Source organism: Methylomonas sp. Kb3 (genome assembly GCF_002834115.1).
Lineage (GTDB): Bacteria > Pseudomonadota > Gammaproteobacteria > Methylococcales > Methylomonadaceae > Methylomonas > Methylomonas defluvii.
In genome coordinates this window covers 93,664-113,710 of record NZ_PIZT01000002.1, presented here as the reverse complement: position 1 = coordinate 113,710, position 20,047 = coordinate 93,664, and the positions used below count along the sequence as shown (strand labels likewise).

Here is a 20,047-nt window from a genome sequence, read left to right as displayed (position 1 = left end):
GGAATTCCCACGCAGCGCGTGGGAACGAGAACAGCACCCCTGGTTCCCGAGCTCCCGCTTGGGAACCAATCACTTGGAAGCTCTTGCTTCCTGTAGAGTTAGGAAGCTGGAGCTTCCAAGGCCGAGGTTCCCAAGCTAGAGGTTGGGAACCAGAAATTAGAACTCAACCCTAACCGATCCCATAAAAGTTCTTGGAGTACCTATTGTTATGAAATTGCCGCTGTTACTGCCTGAGTAATATTCCTTATCCAGTAAGTTATCGACATTGAACTGAGTAGTTACTTTGGATTTTCCAATTTTCATCTCGTAACTTGTCATTAACCCTACTGTCAAAAATCCTGGCAATTGATAGGAGTTCGCCGAATCCCCTTGTCTTTGGTCTAATCCAACAGCTCCAGCGCCAAATTTAAGACCTTTGAATGCAGTATTTCGAAACTCATAGGTACTCCAAACGCTGCCGGAATGTTCCGGCGCTAAAAATAAGCGCTTGCCTGTATTGCCGGGACCTCCATTATTGGTATTGTCTTTGGTGATCTCGGCATATGGCGTATAGGCATACGCGGTTATTACATTCCAGCCAGGTAGAATTTCACCGGTTACTTCAAATTCAATACCATGACTTTCAGCTTCACCAACTGCTCTAGGGGTGAAGAGCGGCGGTGTCGTTCCGGGGACGCGGATATTTTGCTTAGTAAGTTCAAAGTAAGATAACGTAGCCCTTAATCTACCATCCCAAAACTCTGTTTTTAAGCCAGCTTCCCATTGTTGCGCCGATTGGGGAGGAAGGATTAGATTATCATTTCTAAATAAGGTGCTGGACGGGCCAAAGTTTTCGGTATAGCTCCCATACAACGATAACCAGGGCAATGCCTGCCAAAGTATGCCGCCACGAGGACTAATTCGGTCTTCTTTGGATGTTACCCGACCTAGGAGATGATTTTCACCTTCGGCATTGTCATATCGAAAGCCGCCTAATAGGTGCCAACCATAGGGCAGCTCAATTTGATCTTGAAAATAGAGTCCATACCAGGATTGAGTATAGTTATTGCGATCAACAGAATTCAATTGTGGAGCAGTGCTAAGATATACCGGGTTAAAAATATTAAAGGCGGGAGCAGGCGTACAACAGTTTCCGCGAATTTTGTCATCTTCCTGAAAGTGGTCGAAACCAAATAACAAGGTGTGTTGAGCAAATCCGGTTGTCAGTTTCCCAGATAAATTTACTGTATTCATGTAGCGCTGAGATTCAGTTTCAGGCGAAAGATTGAAAGACCGAGAAACAGCCCCGTTCGCAGCAGCAGAGCCAAAGAACAAAGTTCGGTTGTCGAAATTGAAAAATTCCGAAGTGAAACGATGGCTTAATTTCCAATCGTTGTTAAATTGGTGTGACCAGTTAAATCCAACCATCACTCTGTCCCCATCATTTTTGTTCACAAGAGGTTCGTGTAATGCCGTTTCAATGGGTACATTTGCAGGCCTATTTCCAAGCGGAGGGATTCCAGGATCTGGCGATTCGTTAAAGTGCTGGTACTCCATTTCAAATGTTGCTTGAGTTTGCTCGCTTATATTCCATTTCAGCACCGGTGCGACAAATACGCGCTCGTTATCAACGAAATCACGAAATGATCCGGCATTTTCATAAGCAATATTAAGCCTGTATAACAGAGAGTTATCATCTGTTATTGGTGCAGTTGCATCAATTGTTGTTCGATAAAAGTCATAGGAACCGAACTGTTGCTGCATTGAATAATAAGGTGTTGAAAGCGGTTGCTTTGTAACCATATTAATAATGCCGCCCGGTTCTGCCCGACCGAACAAAATCGAGCCAGGCCCCTTAAGTACCTCAACCCGCTCAAGATTAGCTACTTCTCGTTTAGTCGTCCCTCCACCTAAAATCGTTGGCAGTAATACGCCGTCGCGATAGGTTGTATCATTCAGAAAGCCGCGCATGATAAAACTATCAGTGAATCCTTGGTTGCCTGGAAAAACCGTTACTCCGCTAACGTTCTTTAGCCCCTGCTCGAGACGTGTCACTTGCTGGTCTTGCAAAACCTGCTTGGAGACTACCTGCACCGAAAACGGTGTTTCCATGATTGGCGTGTCGGTCTTGGTTGCAGTGGAAGCATTAGGCAGGTTGTAGTCGGGGTTATAAGGATCAGTCGAATCATAAACCGCCTTCCCCATCACCGTCACAGCCGGCATCGTCGCCGCCGTGCGCGGCTCGGCATTCGCGGCTGGTTCCACCGTAAACGTGTCATCCGCCGTTTTCCGCACCGTCAACCCCGAATCCTGCAACATCCGCTGCATGGCTTGCTCCGGGGTGTATTGGCCGGACACCGGGCTGGAGCGAAGTTTGCCGACCAGGTCCGCCGGATAGAGCAGGCGCAGGTTGGTCTGGTAGGCAAGTTCGGTCAGGGCGCTGTCCAGGGCTTGCGCCGGGATGTTGAAGGCTTGCGCAGCGTCGCCGGCCATCGCGGCCAGGCTGACAGTGCCGAGCAGTAATAATGCGGCTATAGGCTTGGGTTTAAACATACGGGCCTGGCCGGGATGGACGCTGCCGGTATCGAGTGATTTTTTCATCTGTAATCCTTAACGTGGCGGCGGCACCATTGCCGCGTACCGGTTAAGACGGACGGCTGGAAAAATCTTGTAATGGCGGCGGGATTTTTTTTGCGCTAGCCGTGCAATATGGTTAACCAAGGCGTGATTTGACTGATTTTTACCGAGAGGATTTGTTGCAGCATCGCCAGCGTGGCGGCGCGGTCCGCCAGCGGAAAAACGCCGCTGACCCTTAGCGCCGCCAGTTTGGCGTCACTGATGATGATCGTTCCGGGGAAATAGCGGTCCAATTCCGCAACCACATTGGCCAGGGCTTGATTTTTAAAGACCAGTTTACCGCGTTGCCAGGCGGCGCTTTGCTGCGGATCGGCCGACACTGCAGCTTGCAAGCCGTTGGCGGCACTGTAAACCGCTTGTTGCCCTTCTTGAATGCGGGCGTCGGGCGGGTAATCCGGGGCCTGCAGACCTTTGACGCCCACGGCGTGTTCCTGCACAGTGATGCGGGCGGCGTGGTCTTGCTGCAGCACTTCAAAGACCGTGCCTAAGGCTTTGACCACTACAGTATCGGTGGCTACCTCAAACGGCCGTTTACGGTCGGCGGCGACCTTGAACAAGGCCTGGCCGTGTTTCAATGTCAGTTTGCGGCCGGTATCCGAATAGGCAACCGTCAATGCGGTATCGGTATTCAACAGCACCTGGCTGCCGTCGGCCAACGTCACGGTTTTTTGTTCGCCGACAGCGGTGTAATAGTCACTGAACCAGCGGTCGCCAAGGCCGGAAAACGGCAAAACCAACGCCAAGGCAACCGCGGCCGCTGCCAAACCGCGCCAGACGGGCCGGCTAAATCGGCGGCCCATGGCTTGCGCCGGTATCGGCAGATCCGTTACCGACCAGCCCTCGCCCATGTCCAGCCACAGTTGTTCGGCCTCGGCAAAGGCGCGACGGTGCGAGGGGCTGCGATTTTGCCATTCGGCGACCGCACGCCGCTCCTGCTCGCCGGCGTTTCCGGCGCGCAGCCGTATCACCCAATCAATGGCCTGATCGGACAAAGTGGTGATTTCGGAAACGGGTGCGTTACTCATCGGCATAAGGTTGTGACGGTTGAAACTATTATGACGGATGACGAGGCGGTTCTTGCTGATATTTTCCGGGCGGTCGGCATGGGACTCAATGTTGCTTGAGTCTGTCCCGGCAATGCCGCATGGCTCTTGCCAGATGCTTGGCGACCATGCTGTCCGAAATGCGCAGGCGGGCCGCGACTTCGGTATGGCTAAGGCCTTCGACCCGGTTCCAGTAAAAAGCCAGACGGCAGTCTTCGGGTAATTCGGCCAAGGCCTGATGAATGGCTTGCAAGCGCTGGGTCTGCTGATAACGCTGCTCGGGGCCGGGCGACTGTTCGGGAACGGCGTTGTAGGTGTCGTCGTCAACATCCTGCTTGAGCCGATTGACGCTAACCCGTTGATAGTCGATCACCAGATTACCGACAACCCGAAACACGAATGCGCGCGGATTCTCGATAGTGTCCTGGGTTTGCTGGCGGCTTAGCCGCAAATAAGCATCTTGCAGTATGTCTGCGGACAGGTCTTCCGAACCCAGTTTACGCACGATAAAACGACTGAGTTCATCGCGATGTTTATCGATGAATGCCGCAAACTGTTCGGCGCTGAGTTCGGCTTGCTCGCCGCTGTCGGAAGGTTTTGCGGAAAATAGTTGGTCGGACATGTGCCATCGCTGCGTTATTGTCCGGATGTTAAAAGCACAATACGCGCCCAATCGCACAAGCAAATAGAAATCAGGCAATTAAGCTTTTTTGCCGGCGCATACCGGAATGACAGACGGAGAAAATACGTGATATGCCACAGCGGTTTGCGGTGAATCCCTGATTGGCAGCGACATTCTAGGTTGGGTTACGCCCCGTGCGAAAGTATCGAGAATGTGTTTTTGTAAATCAGCGGGCAATGGTGCCGGGCGCACCAAATCGCACGCTTGCTGAGCACGTTGAGCCGAATCCACCAGAACATCGGCATCTACCGCATCGAGTAAGGCGCGGCCAGGCTGCAGCTAGAAGCGAGCAATCGGCAAGCACTTCGCAGCAGAAATTAACCGAATCGGGCTATCCGGAAAGTGGACTAAAAATATCTACGACAATGGCGGGGCAGCTGCGACGACCTGATTGCGGCCAGCGTCCTTGGCTAGATAGAGCGCTTTGTCCGCCGCCCCGATCAAGGCCACCGGGGATAGGCCGTTTGCCGGGTAGGTGGCTACACCAAATGATGCGGTGACATGGATACTGATGTCGGCAACGGCAATGGGCTGCGCAATCAGGGCCAAACGTATCGATTCGGCGCGTTCATTAGCGGTTTGCAGCGAAGTATCCGGCAACACCAGAAAAAACTCTTCGCCGCCATAACGGCAATCCAAATCGCTGGCGCGGGCATGACGCTTCAGGATGTCGGCAAATGCTTTCAAAACTGCATCACCGGCCTGGTGTCCATAACAATCATTGATCATTTTAAAATGATCCAGATCGCTCATCACCACGCTCACCTCGTAGCCTTGTCGCTCTGCCAACAGCAATTCACGTTCCAAATTCTCGTTAAGGAACAGGCGGTTATACAGTCCGGTCAACGGATCATGAATCGCCTGATATTGGAGTTGCTCGTGTAGCGCTTGGACTTGCCGCTCGGAGCGCAATCGCTCGCTAATATCCGCCAAGACCGCTATCAATGCAGGCTTGCCACCAATATCTATGGCCGGACTCACCGATACCTCCACCGTGATCATTTGGCCATTCCTACGCACGGCGTTGGCGACAAAATTAATTTTGGCAAGCTCTTGGTTCAGCGCTTTCTGCATCGCTGCGCGCACGGTAGGTTCATCGGCATCGCTGACGAGTTCCATGATGTCCATCGTCATGAGTTCATCGACCGGGTAATCAAAGATTGCCGCGAACTTGGGATTCACATAATGGAAACGGTCATCGATAATCATGGTGATACCAACCAAGGATTGATCCAGCACCCGATGAAATTTCTCCTCGGCTTCCTGCAGGGCCCGATTGATTTTCTCGTTTTCCCGCAACGCCGCATCCAGTTCCTTTGTCCGCGCCCTCACCAAATTCTCCAGCATGATGGTGGTTTGAAACTGATCAAAATCCGAATAGTGTTGAGTGGAACTATGCTCTACTCGATTCATTAAGGCTTCCACCACCTTATTCAGGCGAACGATTTCCGCCCTTAATTCGCTCTCTATATCGAGTGCATCTGTATCAATCATACTCGTCACACCTATCTACTGCCCCGATGGCAACCGCGGCGAAGGTCTGATTCACATGCACGCCGCGAAACTGTTCGCCATAAGTATTGAAACCTATCACCTTATTATCACTCAGGATTTGTTCAGCCTGCGCCGTCAACCCGCGCTGCACCAGCTCGAGCTTTCTAAGGATGCAATCGCAAGCGACAACGACCTGAGGTTGGCCTATCTCGGCCCGAACTTCGGCAAAAACCTGTTGCAGACTTTCGATAGGATCGACGCCCAGCGCCACTCTCAATACCAAGCCTTCCTCAATCGCGCAGTAAAAAGTCAGGCTTTGATCTTGGTTGGCGCTACGAATCGCCCGCACATAATAGTTTCCGTCGATAGATACCACGACCGGCGCCGCGGCAAAGTGCGCATGGCTTAAAGCGTCTGTCGAAACCCCAATGAGTCTGGCGTATTCCGGCGCGGCTGGTAGACCGTTGATTTCATATACGACGCGGCGTCTGGCATCGGCGAGAGTGACCACCAATCTTTCCGCGGTCGGCTCAAAATGCTGGGCTTTGAATATTTTGAACGGTAACGAGGTATGCACCAGCAACAACACGGCACTGTCGGTATGAAAGTCGCCCTCGCAATAAACGTATGTTTTACGGAACTGCAAGTCGTCGGCCGCCGAGCCGCCAATCATGGCAATATTGCCTAATGCGTCTTGTATCGCATGGGTAACCTGCTCTTCGCGCACCGATAAGCCGTCGATCAATAAAAAACCGAAGCAATTTTCGGCGTTAAGATGCGTCACTCTATCTTGCAAGCCATACAAAAGCTCGTTGGCAAGCGCGTGCCCTTCGGCGATGCGAAACTGTTGCAAATTAGGGATTAGGCCACTGGTTGCCATAAAATCCGGTGCGGAAAAGCCGACACCTACCAGGCTTTGTTGACGTAATCCTGCACCGCCAATTTCGCCGGAAGTCGTACAGCCAAGCACTTGGATACCTTGAAATCGACGTCTTATTTCGGAAGCCAGCACAGTTCGGTCATAACTATTCGAACAAAAGAAAAGGACCAAGGTGGTGTCGGTGTGCTGCAAACCTAAAGCAAGCTCTTCGACCGCCCGCTGGGGGTCAGCTAAACAGGAATGGGCAATGCGAATTGCCGTGCGGGGACTCATCTACGTTCTCGGCAGTTACTGTTGACGAATTAGGGAAATATTCTACAACCGGGCTCCAGACCATGCTGTAGAAAAATCGAGATTTGTCGTTATTTGCTTACAAAAATCATCTGGATCGATGATAGAAATTGACCTGACTAGCCGTTCAACCATTCCATATAAAGTTGTACGCCTTGCTCGACGGTTTGGAACGAATGTTTACAACCAGCGGCGCGTAATTTATCCAGATTGGCTTCGGTGAAGCTTTGGTAGCAGCCTTTCAGGTGCTCGGGGAAGGGAATATATTTGATATGGCCGCGCTGGTGAAATTTGATCACCGCATTCGCCACATCATTAAAGGTCTGGCTACGACCCGTGCCACAGTTGTAGATGCCGGATGCTTGGGGGTTATCCAGAAACCAAAGGTTAATAGCCACCACATCGCCGACATAAACAAAATCGCGGCGCTGCTCGCCGTTGCCGTAACCGTCGCAACCTTCGAATAAGCGTAATTCGTCGGAATCTTTGATCTGATTATTCAAATGAAAGGCTACGCTGGCCATGCTACCTTTGTGGGCTTCGCGCGGACCGTAGACATTGAAGTAGCGTAAACCCACCACTTGCGCGGTCAATTTTTGCTGTCTGCGCAAATATTGGTCGAACTGAAACTTGGAATAACCGTAGACATTCAGCGGACCTTCATAAGCCAATTCTTCCTTGAAGGTTAAATCGGCACCGTAAGTAGCGGCGCTGGAGGCGTAAATGAACGGGATTTTATGGCTTTGGCAATAATGAAACAGCGTTTTGCTGTATTCATAATTGTTGTCCATCATGTAGCGGCCGTCCCACTCTGTCGTGCTGGAACAGGCGCCCTGATGAAATATGGCTTCTATCGATTCTGCTTGGAAAGCACCTTGTTGCAGTCGTTCCAAAAAGGTGCTTCTGTCCAGATAATCCGCTATCTTGCACTCGACCAAATTCCGGTATTTGATACCGTTAGTCAAATGGTCGACTACCAAAATATCATCATAACCGCGGGCATTCAGGCCCAATAACAGATTGCTGCCAATAAAGCCGGCGCCACCGGTTACGATGATCACGGTTTTACTCGGCTACCACTTTTACCGGCAGCGTAATAACGACGTCGGTATGCAGATTGATAGCAATGTCGTATTCGCCGATGTTACGGATGACGCCGTTTGGCATACGGATTTCGTGCTTCTCAACTTTTACGCCGGCAGCGGTAATGGCATCAGCAACGTTTTGTGTACCAACAGAACCGAACAAACGGCCTTCGTCGCCGGTTTTGTGGGCAATGGATACGTTCAATTTGCTGATTGCTTCGCCGCGAGCAGTCGCAGCAGCCAATTTTTCAGCCGCTTGTTTTTCCAGCTCGGCGCGACGCTCTTCAAACTCTCTGATTTTCTTGGGCGTAGCAGGCACTGCTTTGCCTTGCGGGATCAAATAGTTTCTGCCGTAACCCGCTTTGATGGTTACTTTATCGCCCAGGTTACCCAGATTGGCGGTTTTTTCCAGAAGAATGACTTCCATCGTTTTCTACCTCTTAGATCGACTTGATTGTCGAAAAATCGGGAGCTTACGCTCCATTTGGTTTTAGTTTATTTCGTAAGTCCAGCCAGGTGTCAGTCAGTCCGCACAACACGATCACCACCATCACATGCGGGATCAACATCAATGTGACATATAAAAAAGGCACCATGAAACGACTACCCTTCATCACCGAGAACGCCGCGTGCAACACTGCGGTGCCTATCATTGTGTAGGTCACCAGCAGCACCAATAGCACGTTCCAACAAAGTTCCGCGGTTTTGCCGGAAGTCAGCATGGCTACTCCGGCCACCAACAAGGTGCCTAATGTCAAATGCACATGCCCTTTCAACGCCAAAAACTCGGCTCTGAAACCGCCCGGGTTGTATAGCGCTGCTTGCCACCATCTGGCCAAAAACAAACCGAACAGCAAGCCGTAAACGCTGCCTGCCGCGGCAACTCCGGACATGAAATGCGCCAACAATTCTGCAGACTGCCTAATTTGCTCAAGCGGCACATCGGTTTTGCCTTCAAGCATGGGCTGCAGCATAAAGCTCAACACTTCGCGCCAAAGCTGTACCGGTTGGTCCTGAATCATGTAAATACCCAGCACCACCGCCACACCCAGCAACACGGCAATTTCAATTGCCAGTGTCAGATAACGGCCTTCGCGCAGTACTATCGAAATCAGCCAAACCGGTAGCCAAAAGGCCAGACCGTAAAGCAATGCGTACTGGTAATTACCGATCAATAAGGTGCTTAATACGGCGGCAGCCAGACATGAGCACATCAGCACATACAAGCCTTCGCTAGCCCCACGCCTCAATGTTACCAATGAGACAGCGGCTGAACTTACGATACTGACAGGAGGAAACAGCAGCGATAGCAAGGCCAGGCTGGATGCGACCGTCATGGCCTGCATCCGTCCTTTCATAATGAAAGTGGCCAGAAATTGCACGCGCTACGCCCCCCGTGCTAAATCACTTGTGTGCGTCGCAGAACGGCAACAAAGCCAGGAAACGCGCTTGTTTAATAGCGGAAGTCAGCTGTCTTTGATATTTCGCACTGGTACCGGTAATGCGGCTAGGAATGATTTTGCCGGTTTCGGTAACATACTCGCTCAATAAATCCAGATCTTTATAATCGATTTTGATCGCGTCTTCGCCGCTAAAACGGCAACCTTTTTTGCGTCTAATGTTGTTACGTGCCATCACAATTCTCTTGGTTCAATGTTGATTATTCGGAATCCGCTGCGACTTCAGTCTCAACGACTTCTACTTCAGCTTCTTCGGTTTCTTCTTCGACTTCTTCCTTAACTCGGCTACCGGCTTTTTGACCGTCGTTACCGCTGACAGCAATCGCGGAAGGCTCGGTTACGGCCGCTTTTTGCGCCAGAGTTTGGCTACGCAGAATGGCGTCGTTGAAACGAAAACCGCTTTCCAGTTCTTCAAGAGTGGCTTGATCGCATTCGATGTTCATCAACACGTAGTGTGCTTTATGAATTTTTTTGATAGGGTAAGCCAAATGTCTACGGCCCCAATCTTCCAAACGGTGAATTTTGCCTGCGGCTTCTTCAACGGTGGATTTATAACGCTCTATCATAGCCGGCACCTGAGCACTTTGGTCAGGGTGGACTAAGAAGACAATTTCATAATGTCGCATGATTTCTCCTTACGGGTTTAAAAGCCTCCCATCCGCTTGAACAGTGAGGCAAGGGGTGGGGATAAATTCCCCAAAAAGCTGGGCATTATAGAAATAGGCGCTGTTTTTGCAAAGCAATTTTTCAACAGCGCCTAAAGTTGACTAGGCAAACAGACTCAATAAGCCATTACTGGCGATGGCACGGCCTGCTTCAATTTCTTCGAGCATAGTGTTGGAGGGCTCGGTTGCCGCACTATCGGAATGGCCTTGGCTTTGACTATTGCCACCGCGATTTTGCTCGCCGGCCATTTGGAAGGACTCGCGTCCAGACCGTTGTTCTGATTGTTGCTGGGAAACATTAACATCCGCCAAATTCAAGTTTTGCCCACCCAACATTTCCCGCAACTTGGGGATTGCCGCTTCAATGGCGTCCCTGACCGCCGCGTGCTGGGCGGTGAAGACCACATTGGCTTGATCTTGATTGACATCGATCTTGATGGAAATAGGGCCGAGATGCTCAGGATTCAGGCGAATTTCAGCGGAAGGCACCGCTTGTTTATGCATCCACAACAATTTTTCGCCCAGCTCGGTGTTCCATTCCGGATGAGTCAAATGTTTTTCTATCGTCGGCGCTGACGTTTGCCCGACGCTATTTACCGATTTATTCAGCTGGTTGATGTCGGCCGTCATTCTCGATAACCCCATATCAGCCTCGCTACCGCCAATTTGCTGTTTCGGCACATCGCGCTGCTCGGTTTGAAAAGTATCAGCCGCGCTGTCTTGCGCAAATTGCGGGGACGCGCCGTCTTCGGCGGCCAGGGTTTTGGCAAAACCGCTCTCCGCTACCATCGTCTTCCGCCCTTCATCAGCGCCACTCAATGCCGTCAACGCCTCTTTTTTGGCATCCATACCCAACAGCTCCGGATTGTTTTTGATGGCAGACATCGCCTCGCTGGTTACTACCGCTGATTTCAGCGCGTCGTTAACAACACTCACGCTATCCGCCACCGGCAAGGGCTGAGCTTGCGTGCTTACGTAGATCGCAGCATTCACCGCCTGCTCATCATGTGCAGCCTCGATATTTTCCGTCACTATATCGGCAAGATTCTCTTGATCGGCCGATGCAACCGGTAAAACCGGAGCTTGCGGCGCGGCACCGGTGGCCTCCAAGCCTTGCAAGTATTGCAAAACATCCGCTAAGGCTTGCATGGTATCGTCGAGATTAATATCCTGATCAAGTTTGGTTGCCGTCGGCAAACTCTTGCCGAATAGAGCGGTAAAATCCTGCAAGCTTTGACTGTTCAGAGCATCCGTCCCCAATCCGCCCAGCTGCTGTAAATTCGCCAAGCCGGCGTCACCGGCCGCCCCTTTACTCAATAAACTGTTTTGCAATTGTGCCAGCTGCTCAAGCAGCGTCGCCGAAAACACGCCACCACCACCTTCGCCCAATAGAGCTGTCGTCGCAGCGCCGGCACTATCGGCGGAGGCTAATAGAGACAGCGGATTTAAACCTTGGATATTCATGGCATTTCTCCTGACATTTTTATTTAATCAAGCACTTCCCGTGCCATCCTTGCGTCCTGATCGCGCCGCCCGGTCATCTTGCTCGGCCTGCTCGCGCTTTTGTTCGACTTTCATTTCTTCAATCAAAGCCAGCTCACTGACTTTTTGCAAACTTTTGGTACGTTGATGCGCCTCTTCCCAGCGCTTACGGGCCCGCTGCACCTCGCGCTCATGGTTGCTTACCGTCTGCTGCTGGCTTTCAATAGCCTGATCGAGCTTATCGGCAAAAGCCCTGAATTCCATCAACTGACTGATGTTGATCCCCGCCTGCTGTCTGACAGCGAACTTACCTAAATAATCCAAACGGTAACTTTGTAAATTTTCCAGTTGGGCCTGCTGCTCTTGCAGTTTTTGCTGACAGATACCCAAAGCCTGCAAAGCGTCATGTTCCTGACGCGCATGTAAGTCGATAATAACTTTCAGTCGCTGCGACTTTTTCATCAGCTCGCCAGCAATTGCGCTAACTCGCTCAGACTCCGGCTCAAGTCCACCGATTCGTCCATGCTTTGTTGTAGAAAATCCATGATCGCCGGATTTTTTTCTATCGCTTTGTCAATGCGCGGATCGGCTCCCAGCCGATAAGCACCGACGCTAATCAAATCCTTGTTCTGTTGATAGATGGAATACAAACGCCGCAAATCGCGCGCCATTTGCAGATGTTCCGGTTCTATGATGTCCGGCATCACCCGGCTGATCGAGGCTTCAATATCGATTGCCGGATAGTGCCCGGACTCCGCCAACGAGCGCGACAGCACCACATGACCGTCCAATACACCCCGCGCCGCATCGGCAATCGGATCGTTAGTATCGTCGCCTTCCGCCAGTACCGTATAAAACGCAGTAATCGAACCGCCGCCTTCATCGCCGTTTCCGGCACGTTCTACCAATTGCGGTAATTTCGCAAACACCGAGGGCGGATAGCCCTTGGTCGCCGGCGGTTCATCTATCGCCAAGGCGATTTCCCGGTACGCCTGAGCGTATCGGGTCAAGGAATCCATCAGCAACAGCACGTCCAAGCCCTGGTCGCGAAAATATTCGGCAATACTGGTCGCCAGCAAGGCGCCGTGCACCCGCATCAACGGCGAGTCGTCAGCCGGCGAGGCGACTACCACGGCTCTGCGCAAACCTTCTTCGCCAAGAATTTTCAACACAAATTCGTTGACCTCCCTGCCCCGCTCGCCGACCAAACCCACCACGACGACGTCGGCATTGGTAAACTTGGTCATCATCCCCAGCAACACGCTTTTGCCCACTCCAGTACCGGCAAACAAACCCATACGCTGCCCGCGGCCGACGCTGAGAATGGCGTTGATCGCCCGCACACCGACATCCAAGGCCTCGCGGATCGGTTTGCGGCTGAGTGGATTGATGGTAACGCCGGATAAAGAGACCTTGGCATCGGTATCCAGCGGCCCCTTACTATCCAAGGGCTTGCCGGCACCGTCTAGCACCCGGCCCAATAAACCAAAACCGACGCTGGCCAGACTGTTCTTGCCCATGGGAATGACACGGCAGCCCGGTTCCAGGCCGTGCGTATCGCCGGTCGGCATCAAAAATAAGCGGGATCCGCCAAAACCGACGACCTCAGCCGTGATGATCTTGCCGGATTTGGTAATCACTTGACACAATGAACCGATTGCCGCCCGGCAACCTTCCGCTTCCAGGGTTAAGCCCACCATCCGCGACAATTTGCCTTCGACCACCAATTCCAGGGGGTCCGCAGCCAATCTTTCCCGATACGGCTGCAAGCGCGCCAACCACAAGTCGGAACGGTCGGCACTGGGAATCATCGCCCAAAATCCTCGCGGCGCTCGCCGCCCAATACGGTGGCGATCACGGCGGCTACCCGGCTTTCGACGCTGGCATCGATTCTGGACATTTCAGTTTCAACGGTACAACCGCCACGACTCAACAAGGGATTTTCCTGTAAGCGCCAAGGCGGCATATTTTCATCGAGTTTTAACGCAGTACGCACCAAGGCCGCATCTTCGGGATGCAAGTTGACGGTGACTTTCTGAGATGCCAGCGGCAAGGCATTGATCGCCTCCCTGACTACGCCGACGATCTCGCCGGGCTCTAACTTCAACTCCCGGCGAATCAACTGACTGGCAATGGCAATGGTTAATTTCACCAACTCCTGCTCGACCGACTCGTCGAGTTGTTTGAAAGGCTCGCTGAGCGCCTCCAGTAAATTGGCGAACTCGGCCGCCTGCTTTTGCAGCAAATGCACGCTTTCTTCATAGCCTTGTTTGCGCCCAACTTCAAAACCTTCCTTTTGCCCGTCCGCATAACCTTGCTGCTTACCTTGTTCGAAGGCTTCTGCGTAGGCCTGCTTTTGAATTTCTTCAATCTGTTCGGCGGTCAAAACCTGGGTTACTTCCTCCAATTCGACGGCTTCGGAACGCGGGTTGCTGAAATCCTGCAGATTGGTCCAGCGATCCAGAGCCTGTAATTCAGACTCGGAAAACTTATTGCCCTTAGACGAACTCATCGCCACCGCCACCGCCACCCAAAGCTATTTCACCCGCATCGGACAAGCGTTTGGCTATCGCCAGAATATCTTTTTGCGCGGCTTCGACTTCACTCAAGCGCGCAGGCGGTGCAGCTTCCAAGTCGTCACGCAACATTTCCGCCGCGCGTCTGGACATATTGGCAAACACTTTGTCGCGTAAACCGGTTTCCACGCCGCGCAGAGCCAACAGCAGCTGATCGGTGGACACTTCGCGCAACAGGGTTTGAATACCGCGATCATCGACATTGATCAAATCGCCGAACACAAACATTTTATCCTGGATGCGTTGGCCCAAATCGGCGTTGGCTTCGTTGATGTCTTGCATCATCGGATCGCTGATACCGCTTTCGATAAAGTTAAGGATATTGGCCGCTGCGTCGATACCGCCGATTTGCGAGGATTTGACGCCGTCGCTGCCGGTCAACTGTTTCTCCATGATGTCGTCCAACTCGCGCAAAGCGGCGGGTTGCACGCCTTCCAGCGTGGCGATGCGCATCAAAATATCCGAGCGCATGTTTTGCGGCAATAAGGTCAGCACGTCGGCGGCCTGATCGGCATCCAGCAAGGACAAAATTATGGAAATGATTTGCGGATGTTCCAGACGAATCAAGTCGGCGATGGACCGAGTATCCATCCACTTCAGTTGTTCGATACCCTTGCTGTTGGCTCCCAACAAAATCCGGTCGATGATGCTGCCGGCTTTGTCGGCACCCAGCGCGTTGGTCAGCATATTGCGGATGTATTCGTCGGAGTCCAGCCCCAGACCCGTTTCGTTTTTGATTTCGATGATGAATTCTTCCAACACCTCATCAACCATGCCCGAACTAATCGGCCCAAGCTGCGCCATGTTCGAACCGATCAATTGCACTTCTTTCGGTCCCATATGCCGCAATACCGAGGCTGCTCTATCCTGCCCCACCGCCAATAACAGCAGCGAAGCCCGTTGCGCATGCGTTAATTTCTCTTGCTCAGCCATCGTCTTTCAACCAGGTTTTGATCACTTGCGCGACCAATTTAGGATCTTCGTCTATGAGTTTTTGCACATATTCCAAACGTTTTTCATAGCTTTGCGGCGCTTCGAGTAACAATAAATCCTCCACGCCAGTGGTGATGGTGCGTACTTCACCGGTTTCCTCATCGACCGAGACCGCGACAGCCACCGGCTTGCCGGTCTCATCGAAACGCACCACACCACCGGTTGCTTCCGCGATTGCCTTGGCTTGTTCAAGTGCCTCTAACTGTTCTTCCTTGGCGATCAAGGTGCGCAGACCGGGACGCAACACCCCCATGATCAGCAGCAACACGACAGCAACCGCCGCCAGCTGTTTCAGTGCACTGGCAAACCAGGCTTGTTCCCAGATAGGTTCGGAGGGTACTTCTTCCATTGCATCGGGCAATCTGAACGCGACATTGGTTACCGTCACCTGATCGCCGCGGCTATTATCATAACCGACGGCCTGTTTGACCAAGTCGCGAAGTTGATTCAGATCTTCTTGCGAGTAAGCCACTAAGGTCGCTTTACCGTCGGCTTGCACCACTTTTTTATCGTCCACCACTACCGCCACCGACAGGCGTCTTAAGGCACCTGTGGCCAGTCTAGTATGAGTAATGGTTTTATCCAGTTCGTAATTACGGGTCGCGGTTTTGTTGGACGAGCCGGAACCGGATTCTACGGCCGCTTGTTTTTCCTGGCCGCTAGCTACTTCCGGCGCGGTACCCGTGGGTGGGGGTTGATTGGATAATGCGCCGGGCACACCTTGCACTTTGGATAAGGAGTTATTTTCTTCCTGAGTTTGCTCGCTACGCAGAGCAGGCAAATCCGGGTTAAACATTTCCTGGGTTTTTTCGGTGACGGTGAAATCGACGTCCGCAGAAATTTGCGCCCGCATACCGTCGCCGCCTACCAGTGGCGTCAGGATATTTTCGATCCGGCCACGCAGATGCTCTTCTATATTTTTCTTGTATTCGAACTGCTTGCTGGACAAGGACATGTCTTCGCCGCCTTCCTTGCTGTTCAACAAGCGGCCTTTCTGATCCACGACCGTCACCTGGCTGGCTTCCATCAATGGCACGCTGGAAGCGACCAAATGCACAATGGATTCGATTTGCTCCTTTTCCAGGGTGCGGCCTTGGTAGAGCTCTACGACCACCGAGGCGCTGGGCTTTTTGCGTTCCCGGACAAATACCGATTGCACCGGAATAGCCAGCAGCACTTTTGCGGATTTGACGTTTTGAATGGTTTGAATCGTCAGGGCAATTTCGCCTTCCAATGCGCGTTGAAAACGCATTTGCTCGACATTTTTGCTGGCGCCGAAGCCGTTATCTTTATCCAGCAATTCATAGCCCAAACTGGCGCTGCGCGGCAAGCCTTGTGCGGCCAATTTTAATTTCAGCTCCCGGATATTGTCGGCTGGCACCATGATCGCGCCGGAGCCGGTTTCGACCTTGTAATCGACATTTAGCTTGGTCAATGCATCGAGAATTTCCGCAGAATCTTTTTCCGCCACGCCGGAAAACAGTAAATCGTAAGACGGGGCCTGCGACCACAACACCACCGCTACGCCTATTGCCACGCTAAGCGCCAAACCCAGCATCAGACCCAGCTGGCGCACCATCGGCATTTTGCTCAGGCCTTTCAAAGCAGGGTGCATTTTGTCGGCGTTTGCCATACTTGATTGGGTATGGGCCTCCATCGGTAGATTTCTGTCTAGTTCGCTCATGGCTTATCTTCCGCTGCCTACATTGACATGCCCATCACGTCCTTATAAGCATCCACCAGTTTATTACGCACCTGGAGCATGGCCTGAAAAGAAACGCTGGCTTTTTGCGAGGCAATCATCACTTCCGCCAAGCTGACGTCGCTCTGACCCATCTCAAAGGATTTAGCCAAACCGCTGGCGGTTTGCTGAGTGTTATTCACTGCGTCGATGGATTGTTTCAACATGGCGGCAAAATCGCCGGAGGTGTCGCTAGGCTGTGGCTTGGCACCGGCCTCTATGGACATGGCCCGCATCTGGGCGAGCACTTGGTTAACATTCATATCTGACATGATAATGACTCTTTTAGGTTGCCTTGCTTAGCATAAGCATTTTTCAAGCCAAGATTTAACCTGGTACCATCACTCCCGCCTCTTTCATCCGCGCAATTTTATAACGCAAGGTGCGCGGACTGATACCCAGCTTGGCGGCTGTGGTTTTCCGGCTGCCGCTGACGTCGCGTAACATTTGCAAAATGATTTTTTCCTCAGCCGAACGCACGCCGTCGCCCAAGCTGCCGAGCTCGAAAGGGCTATTCTCGCCGTCGGTTTGCCGCGATTCTACGGCAAGACTTTGCACAGCAGCGGGCAAACTCGGCAAAACCAACATATCTTCCTCAAAAATCAGGTCGTCGGCGCCAATTTGATGCCGGCTTTGCAGGATCAAGGCCCGCTGCACCACGTTTTCCAACTCTCTGACATTACCCGGCCAACTGTATTCAGACAACTTGATCATGGCCGCCTCGTCAAAGCCGCCGACCGCTTTCCCAGCCGGACTATGCTTGTGCAACAACTCCAGCGCCAGCGGCAAAATATCGCCCGCTCGTTCCCGGAGTGGCGGAATTTTGAGTGGAAATACGCTCAAGCGGAAATAAAGATCTTCGCGAAACCGGCCATCCTGCACATACTCTTTTAATTTGCGATTGGTAGTCGCCAAAATTCTGACGTTCAGCGCAATTTTGCGATGGCTACCCAGGCGTTCAACCTCTTTTTCCTGCAACACCCGCAGCAATTTGGCTTGCAGCGAAATATCCATCTCGGAAATCTCGTCCAGTAATAAGGTGCCGCCTTGCGCCAGCTCGAACTTGCCGGGCGCCGATTGAATAGCGCCGGTAAATGCGCCTTTTTCATAACCGAACAACATCGCTTCCAGCATGTTTTCCGGAATCGCCGCGCAATTAATAGCCTCGAACGGGCCGGCATGATAATGCGAGTTGCGATGAACATAACGGGCCAGCACTTCCTTACCGGTACCGCTCTCGCCTTCCAGTAACATCGTCACATCGGTTTTGGCAACTTTGCTGGCCAAGGCATAAAGCTTTTTCATGCTCTCGTCAGCCACCACCCGCTCGTTAACGACTGGAGCTTGCAGCATAATCAACGACGCCACCTTATCGACCAACATCCCCGCTTCGAACGGTTTGATCAAATAATCAGCCGCACCGGACTGCATAGCTTCCACCGCTTTGGGAATGGTGCCGTAAGCCGTCATCAGCAACACCGGTAACTGTTCGAACTTTTGCTGAATATTCTGTAACAGCTGAAAACCGTCCATCACCGGCATTTGTACGTCGCTGACTACTAGCCGGACCGGATGCTTGGCTAATTGGCTCAACGCCTCGATACCGTGTTTAGCGGAGATGACCCGATAGCCTTCGATTTCCAAGGTATCGCATAGGGCCTCGCATAAAGCCACGTCGTCTTCGACGATAAGTACATCATACTGTTTCATCATTTTGCTCCATTTTGGCATGACCGACGGATAAGCCGAGGGTGTATTGACTGACACAGGGCAGACTCAAACTAAAACTCGTCCCCAGCCCCGGCGTCGAACGGCATATGACACTGCCGCCATGGGCGCGTGCGACACTGTCCACCACCGCCAACCCCAAGCCGGTGCCATTGGATTTGGTGGTGTAGAACGGTTCGAATAGTTTAGTTTGCTGGGCAAGAGCTATACCGGGCCCATCATCCGTCACCGTGATGTCGATGCAGCCTAAATCGCTACGCCGGACCGTTAATGCAATGTTGCGCGCCCCCGCCTCAGCCGCGTTATTGATTAAATTCAGTAGCGCCCCTCGTAGCGCATCCTCATTGCCAAGCAACTGATCGGTGCTGATGCAGTTTTCAATGCTAAATTCGCCGGCAAAACTATCGGCCGCTTCGGCAAGATGCGCCAGCAGCCGCCGCAATGAAAAGCTTTGCATGGCCATTCGACCCTGTTTAGCAAAAATCAGCATGTCGTTCACTTGGCGCTCCAGGTGATGCAGGCGTTCTAAAATTTTCTCGGAGAACTGTTGGCGTTTTTCGTCGCTTATCGCGGGTTTGCTCATTTGCGAGGCATACAGAATCGCGGTTGCCAGCGGTGTGCGTACCTGATGCGCCAGACCGGCCACCATTTCGCCCATTGCGCTTAGCTGCTTATGCTGAGCCAGCGTGTCTTGTAAGGAGCGCAATTCGCTGACATCCGATAACAAAATAATTTGCTCATTATCGTTACCCAATGAACTATGAGTGATATTGACTTTACGTCCGTCTCGGAGCTGTCGTTCATGTGGCGATTCGAACACCGGTTGCAAACTGCGCGCCGCCACACTCGACCACAATTGGCCCAGCAAGGGTTCACCCAAAAAGTCCACGGAATGGACATTGCAATCGATGATTAAACCGTGCGAATTAAGCACAACCACTGCCGCCGGCAAGGCTGCCAGAATTTGTTGCAAGCGGCTGGCGAGCTTTTCCTTCTCTATCAGCGTGTTTAGTCGCTCGCTACGCGCGGCCTGCAACTCGCGATTCAGCTTGGCTACTTGCTCTTCCAAACCTTGGTAAGAATGCGCCAGATTTTCTGAAAGTTCGTTAAATATCCGGAATGCATCGGTCAAGCGCTCGGTTTTTTGTTGTTGATGCAGCTCTAAAGTACCCATATCTAGTCGCCTAATTGATTGTCCAGACGCTAAAAGCAAAATTTAGACCATTTAAATTTAAATTTAAAAACAATCAGTTAAATACGAATAGTCAAGTTTTTGACGACAAGAAGCCGGCTGTTAGTTCCGGACTGGTG

General features: G+C 52.0%; 19 protein-coding genes. All 19 read right to left on the bottom strand.

Annotation, left to right across the window (positions count from 1 at the left end):
• Positions 1–156: 156 nt before the first annotated feature.
• The gene (locus CWO84_RS01390) at positions 157–2,580 is read right to left on the bottom strand and encodes a TonB-dependent receptor (protein ID WP_101051568.1); all 2,424 of its coding nucleotides are present in this window, start codon (positions 2,578–2,580) and stop codon (positions 157–159) included.
• Between the two features lie 95 nt (positions 2,581–2,675).
• Entirely contained in the window at positions 2,676–3,641 is a 966-nt protein-coding gene (locus tag CWO84_RS01385) for a FecR family protein (protein ID WP_240348252.1), read from the bottom strand.
• 85 nt (positions 3,642–3,726) lie between these two features.
• Entirely contained in the window at positions 3,727–4,281 is a 555-nt protein-coding gene (locus CWO84_RS01380; protein ID WP_101051567.1) for a sigma-70 family RNA polymerase sigma factor, read from the bottom strand.
• A gap of 417 nt (positions 4,282–4,698) precedes the next feature.
• Positions 4,699–5,835 (bottom strand): sensor domain-containing diguanylate cyclase, encoded by a 1,137-nt coding sequence (locus tag CWO84_RS01375; RefSeq protein WP_101051566.1) that lies wholly within the window; start codon positions 5,833–5,835, stop codon positions 4,699–4,701.
• On the bottom strand, positions 5,828–6,988 hold the full coding sequence (nosP, locus tag CWO84_RS01370) for a nitric oxide-sensing protein NosP (protein ID WP_101051565.1): 1,161 nt from the start codon (positions 6,986–6,988) through the stop codon (positions 5,828–5,830). The genes CWO84_RS01375 and nosP overlap by 8 nt, the downstream gene beginning before the upstream one ends.
• 137 nt (positions 6,989–7,125) lie before the next feature.
• Positions 7,126–8,067: an ADP-glyceromanno-heptose 6-epimerase gene (rfaD, locus tag CWO84_RS01365; RefSeq protein WP_101051564.1), complete on the bottom strand. Its 942-nt coding sequence runs from the start codon at positions 8,065–8,067 to the stop codon at positions 7,126–7,128.
• A 4-nt stretch (positions 8,068–8,071) separates the two neighbouring features.
• Entirely contained in the window at positions 8,072–8,518 is a 447-nt protein-coding gene (rplI, locus tag CWO84_RS01360; protein ID WP_033157343.1) for a 50S ribosomal protein L9, read from the bottom strand.
• Positions 8,519–8,564: 46 nt separating this feature from the next.
• The gene (locus tag CWO84_RS01355; RefSeq protein WP_225893057.1) at positions 8,565–9,428 is read right to left on the bottom strand and encodes a hypothetical protein; all 864 of its coding nucleotides are present in this window, start codon (positions 9,426–9,428) and stop codon (positions 8,565–8,567) included.
• Between the two features lie 67 nt (positions 9,429–9,495).
• A complete protein-coding gene (rpsR, locus tag CWO84_RS01350) occupies positions 9,496–9,726 on the bottom strand; it encodes a 30S ribosomal protein S18 (RefSeq protein WP_020482464.1) in 231 nt (76 codons plus the stop codon).
• A gap of 25 nt (positions 9,727–9,751) precedes the next feature.
• Entirely contained in the window at positions 9,752–10,177 is a 426-nt protein-coding gene (gene rpsF / locus CWO84_RS01345; protein ID WP_033157341.1) for a 30S ribosomal protein S6, read from the bottom strand.
• Between the two features lie 141 nt (positions 10,178–10,318).
• The gene (locus tag CWO84_RS01340; protein ID WP_101051563.1) at positions 10,319–11,680 is read right to left on the bottom strand and encodes a flagellar hook-length control protein FliK; all 1,362 of its coding nucleotides are present in this window, start codon (positions 11,678–11,680) and stop codon (positions 10,319–10,321) included.
• A gap of 27 nt (positions 11,681–11,707) precedes the next feature.
• Positions 11,708–12,160: a flagellar export protein FliJ gene (gene fliJ, locus CWO84_RS01335; RefSeq protein WP_101051562.1), complete on the bottom strand. Its 453-nt coding sequence runs from the start codon at positions 12,158–12,160 to the stop codon at positions 11,708–11,710.
• The gene (gene fliI / locus CWO84_RS01330; protein WP_101051561.1) at positions 12,160–13,509 is read right to left on the bottom strand and encodes a flagellar protein export ATPase FliI; all 1,350 of its coding nucleotides are present in this window, start codon (positions 13,507–13,509) and stop codon (positions 12,160–12,162) included. The genes fliJ and fliI overlap by 1 nt, the downstream gene beginning before the upstream one ends.
• Positions 13,506–14,210: a flagellar assembly protein FliH gene (locus CWO84_RS01325; RefSeq protein WP_101051560.1), complete on the bottom strand. Its 705-nt coding sequence runs from the start codon at positions 14,208–14,210 to the stop codon at positions 13,506–13,508. The genes fliI and CWO84_RS01325 overlap by 4 nt, the downstream gene beginning before the upstream one ends.
• Complete coding sequence (gene fliG / locus CWO84_RS01320) at positions 14,197–15,207, bottom strand: flagellar motor switch protein FliG (protein ID WP_033157336.1); 1,011 nt, start codon at positions 15,205–15,207, stop codon at positions 14,197–14,199. The genes CWO84_RS01325 and fliG overlap by 14 nt, the downstream gene beginning before the upstream one ends.
• Positions 15,200–16,951 (bottom strand): flagellar basal-body MS-ring/collar protein FliF, encoded by a 1,752-nt coding sequence (gene fliF / locus CWO84_RS01315; protein WP_101051559.1) that lies wholly within the window; start codon positions 16,949–16,951, stop codon positions 15,200–15,202. Before fliF ends, fliG begins: the two co-directional genes overlap by 8 nt.
• Positions 16,952–16,968: 17 nt before the next feature.
• A complete protein-coding gene (gene fliE / locus CWO84_RS01310) occupies positions 16,969–17,280 on the bottom strand; it encodes a flagellar hook-basal body complex protein FliE (RefSeq protein WP_033157335.1) in 312 nt (103 codons plus the stop codon).
• A gap of 55 nt (positions 17,281–17,335) precedes the next feature.
• Positions 17,336–18,718: a sigma-54 dependent transcriptional regulator gene (locus CWO84_RS01305; protein WP_101051558.1), complete on the bottom strand. Its 1,383-nt coding sequence runs from the start codon at positions 18,716–18,718 to the stop codon at positions 17,336–17,338.
• Entirely contained in the window at positions 18,705–19,910 is a 1,206-nt protein-coding gene (locus tag CWO84_RS01300; RefSeq protein ID WP_101051557.1) for an ATP-binding protein, read from the bottom strand. Before CWO84_RS01300 ends, CWO84_RS01305 begins: the two co-directional genes overlap by 14 nt.
• Between the last annotated feature and the right edge of the window lie 137 nt (positions 19,911–20,047).

Coding starts and splice junctions, on each gene's coding strand:
- CWO84_RS01390 (WP_101051568.1), bottom strand. CDS start 2,580: ATGAAAAAATCACTCGATACCGGCAGCGTCCATCCCGGCCAGGCCCGT.
- CWO84_RS01385 (WP_240348252.1), bottom strand. CDS start 3,641: ATGAGTAACGCACCCGTTTCCGAAATCACCACTTTGTCCGATCAGGCC.
- CWO84_RS01380 (WP_101051567.1), bottom strand. CDS start 4,281: ATGTCCGACCAACTATTTTCCGCAAAACCTTCCGACAGCGGCGAGCAA.
- CWO84_RS01375 (WP_101051566.1), bottom strand. CDS start 5,835: ATGATTGATACAGATGCACTCGATATAGAGAGCGAATTAAGGGCGGAA.
- nosP (WP_101051565.1), bottom strand. CDS start 6,988: ATGAGTCCCCGCACGGCAATTCGCATTGCCCATTCCTGTTTAGCTGAC.
- rplI (WP_033157343.1), bottom strand. CDS start 8,518: ATGGAAGTCATTCTTCTGGAAAAAACCGCCAATCTGGGTAACCTGGGC.
- CWO84_RS01355 (WP_225893057.1), bottom strand. CDS start 9,428: ATGACGGTCGCATCCAGCCTGGCCTTGCTATCGCTGCTGTTTCCTCCT.
- rpsR (WP_020482464.1), bottom strand. CDS start 9,726: ATGGCACGTAACAACATTAGACGCAAAAAAGGTTGCCGTTTTAGCGGC.
- rpsF (WP_033157341.1), bottom strand. CDS start 10,177: ATGCGACATTATGAAATTGTCTTCTTAGTCCACCCTGACCAAAGTGCT.
- CWO84_RS01340 (WP_101051563.1), bottom strand. CDS start 11,680: ATGAATATCCAAGGTTTAAATCCGCTGTCTCTATTAGCCTCCGCCGAT.
- fliJ (WP_101051562.1), bottom strand. CDS start 12,160: ATGAAAAAGTCGCAGCGACTGAAAGTTATTATCGACTTACATGCGCGT.
- fliI (WP_101051561.1), bottom strand. CDS start 13,509: ATGATTCCCAGTGCCGACCGTTCCGACTTGTGGTTGGCGCGCTTGCAG.
- CWO84_RS01325 (WP_101051560.1), bottom strand. CDS start 14,210: ATGAGTTCGTCTAAGGGCAATAAGTTTTCCGAGTCTGAATTACAGGCT.
- fliG (WP_033157336.1), bottom strand. CDS start 15,207: ATGGCTGAGCAAGAGAAATTAACGCATGCGCAACGGGCTTCGCTGCTG.
- fliF (WP_101051559.1), bottom strand. CDS start 16,951: ATGAGCGAACTAGACAGAAATCTACCGATGGAGGCCCATACCCAATCA.
- fliE (WP_033157335.1), bottom strand. CDS start 17,280: ATGTCAGATATGAATGTTAACCAAGTGCTCGCCCAGATGCGGGCCATG.
- CWO84_RS01305 (WP_101051558.1), bottom strand. CDS start 18,718: ATGAAACAGTATGATGTACTTATCGTCGAAGACGACGTGGCTTTATGC.
- CWO84_RS01300 (WP_101051557.1), bottom strand. CDS start 19,910: ATGGGTACTTTAGAGCTGCATCAACAACAAAAAACCGAGCGCTTGACC.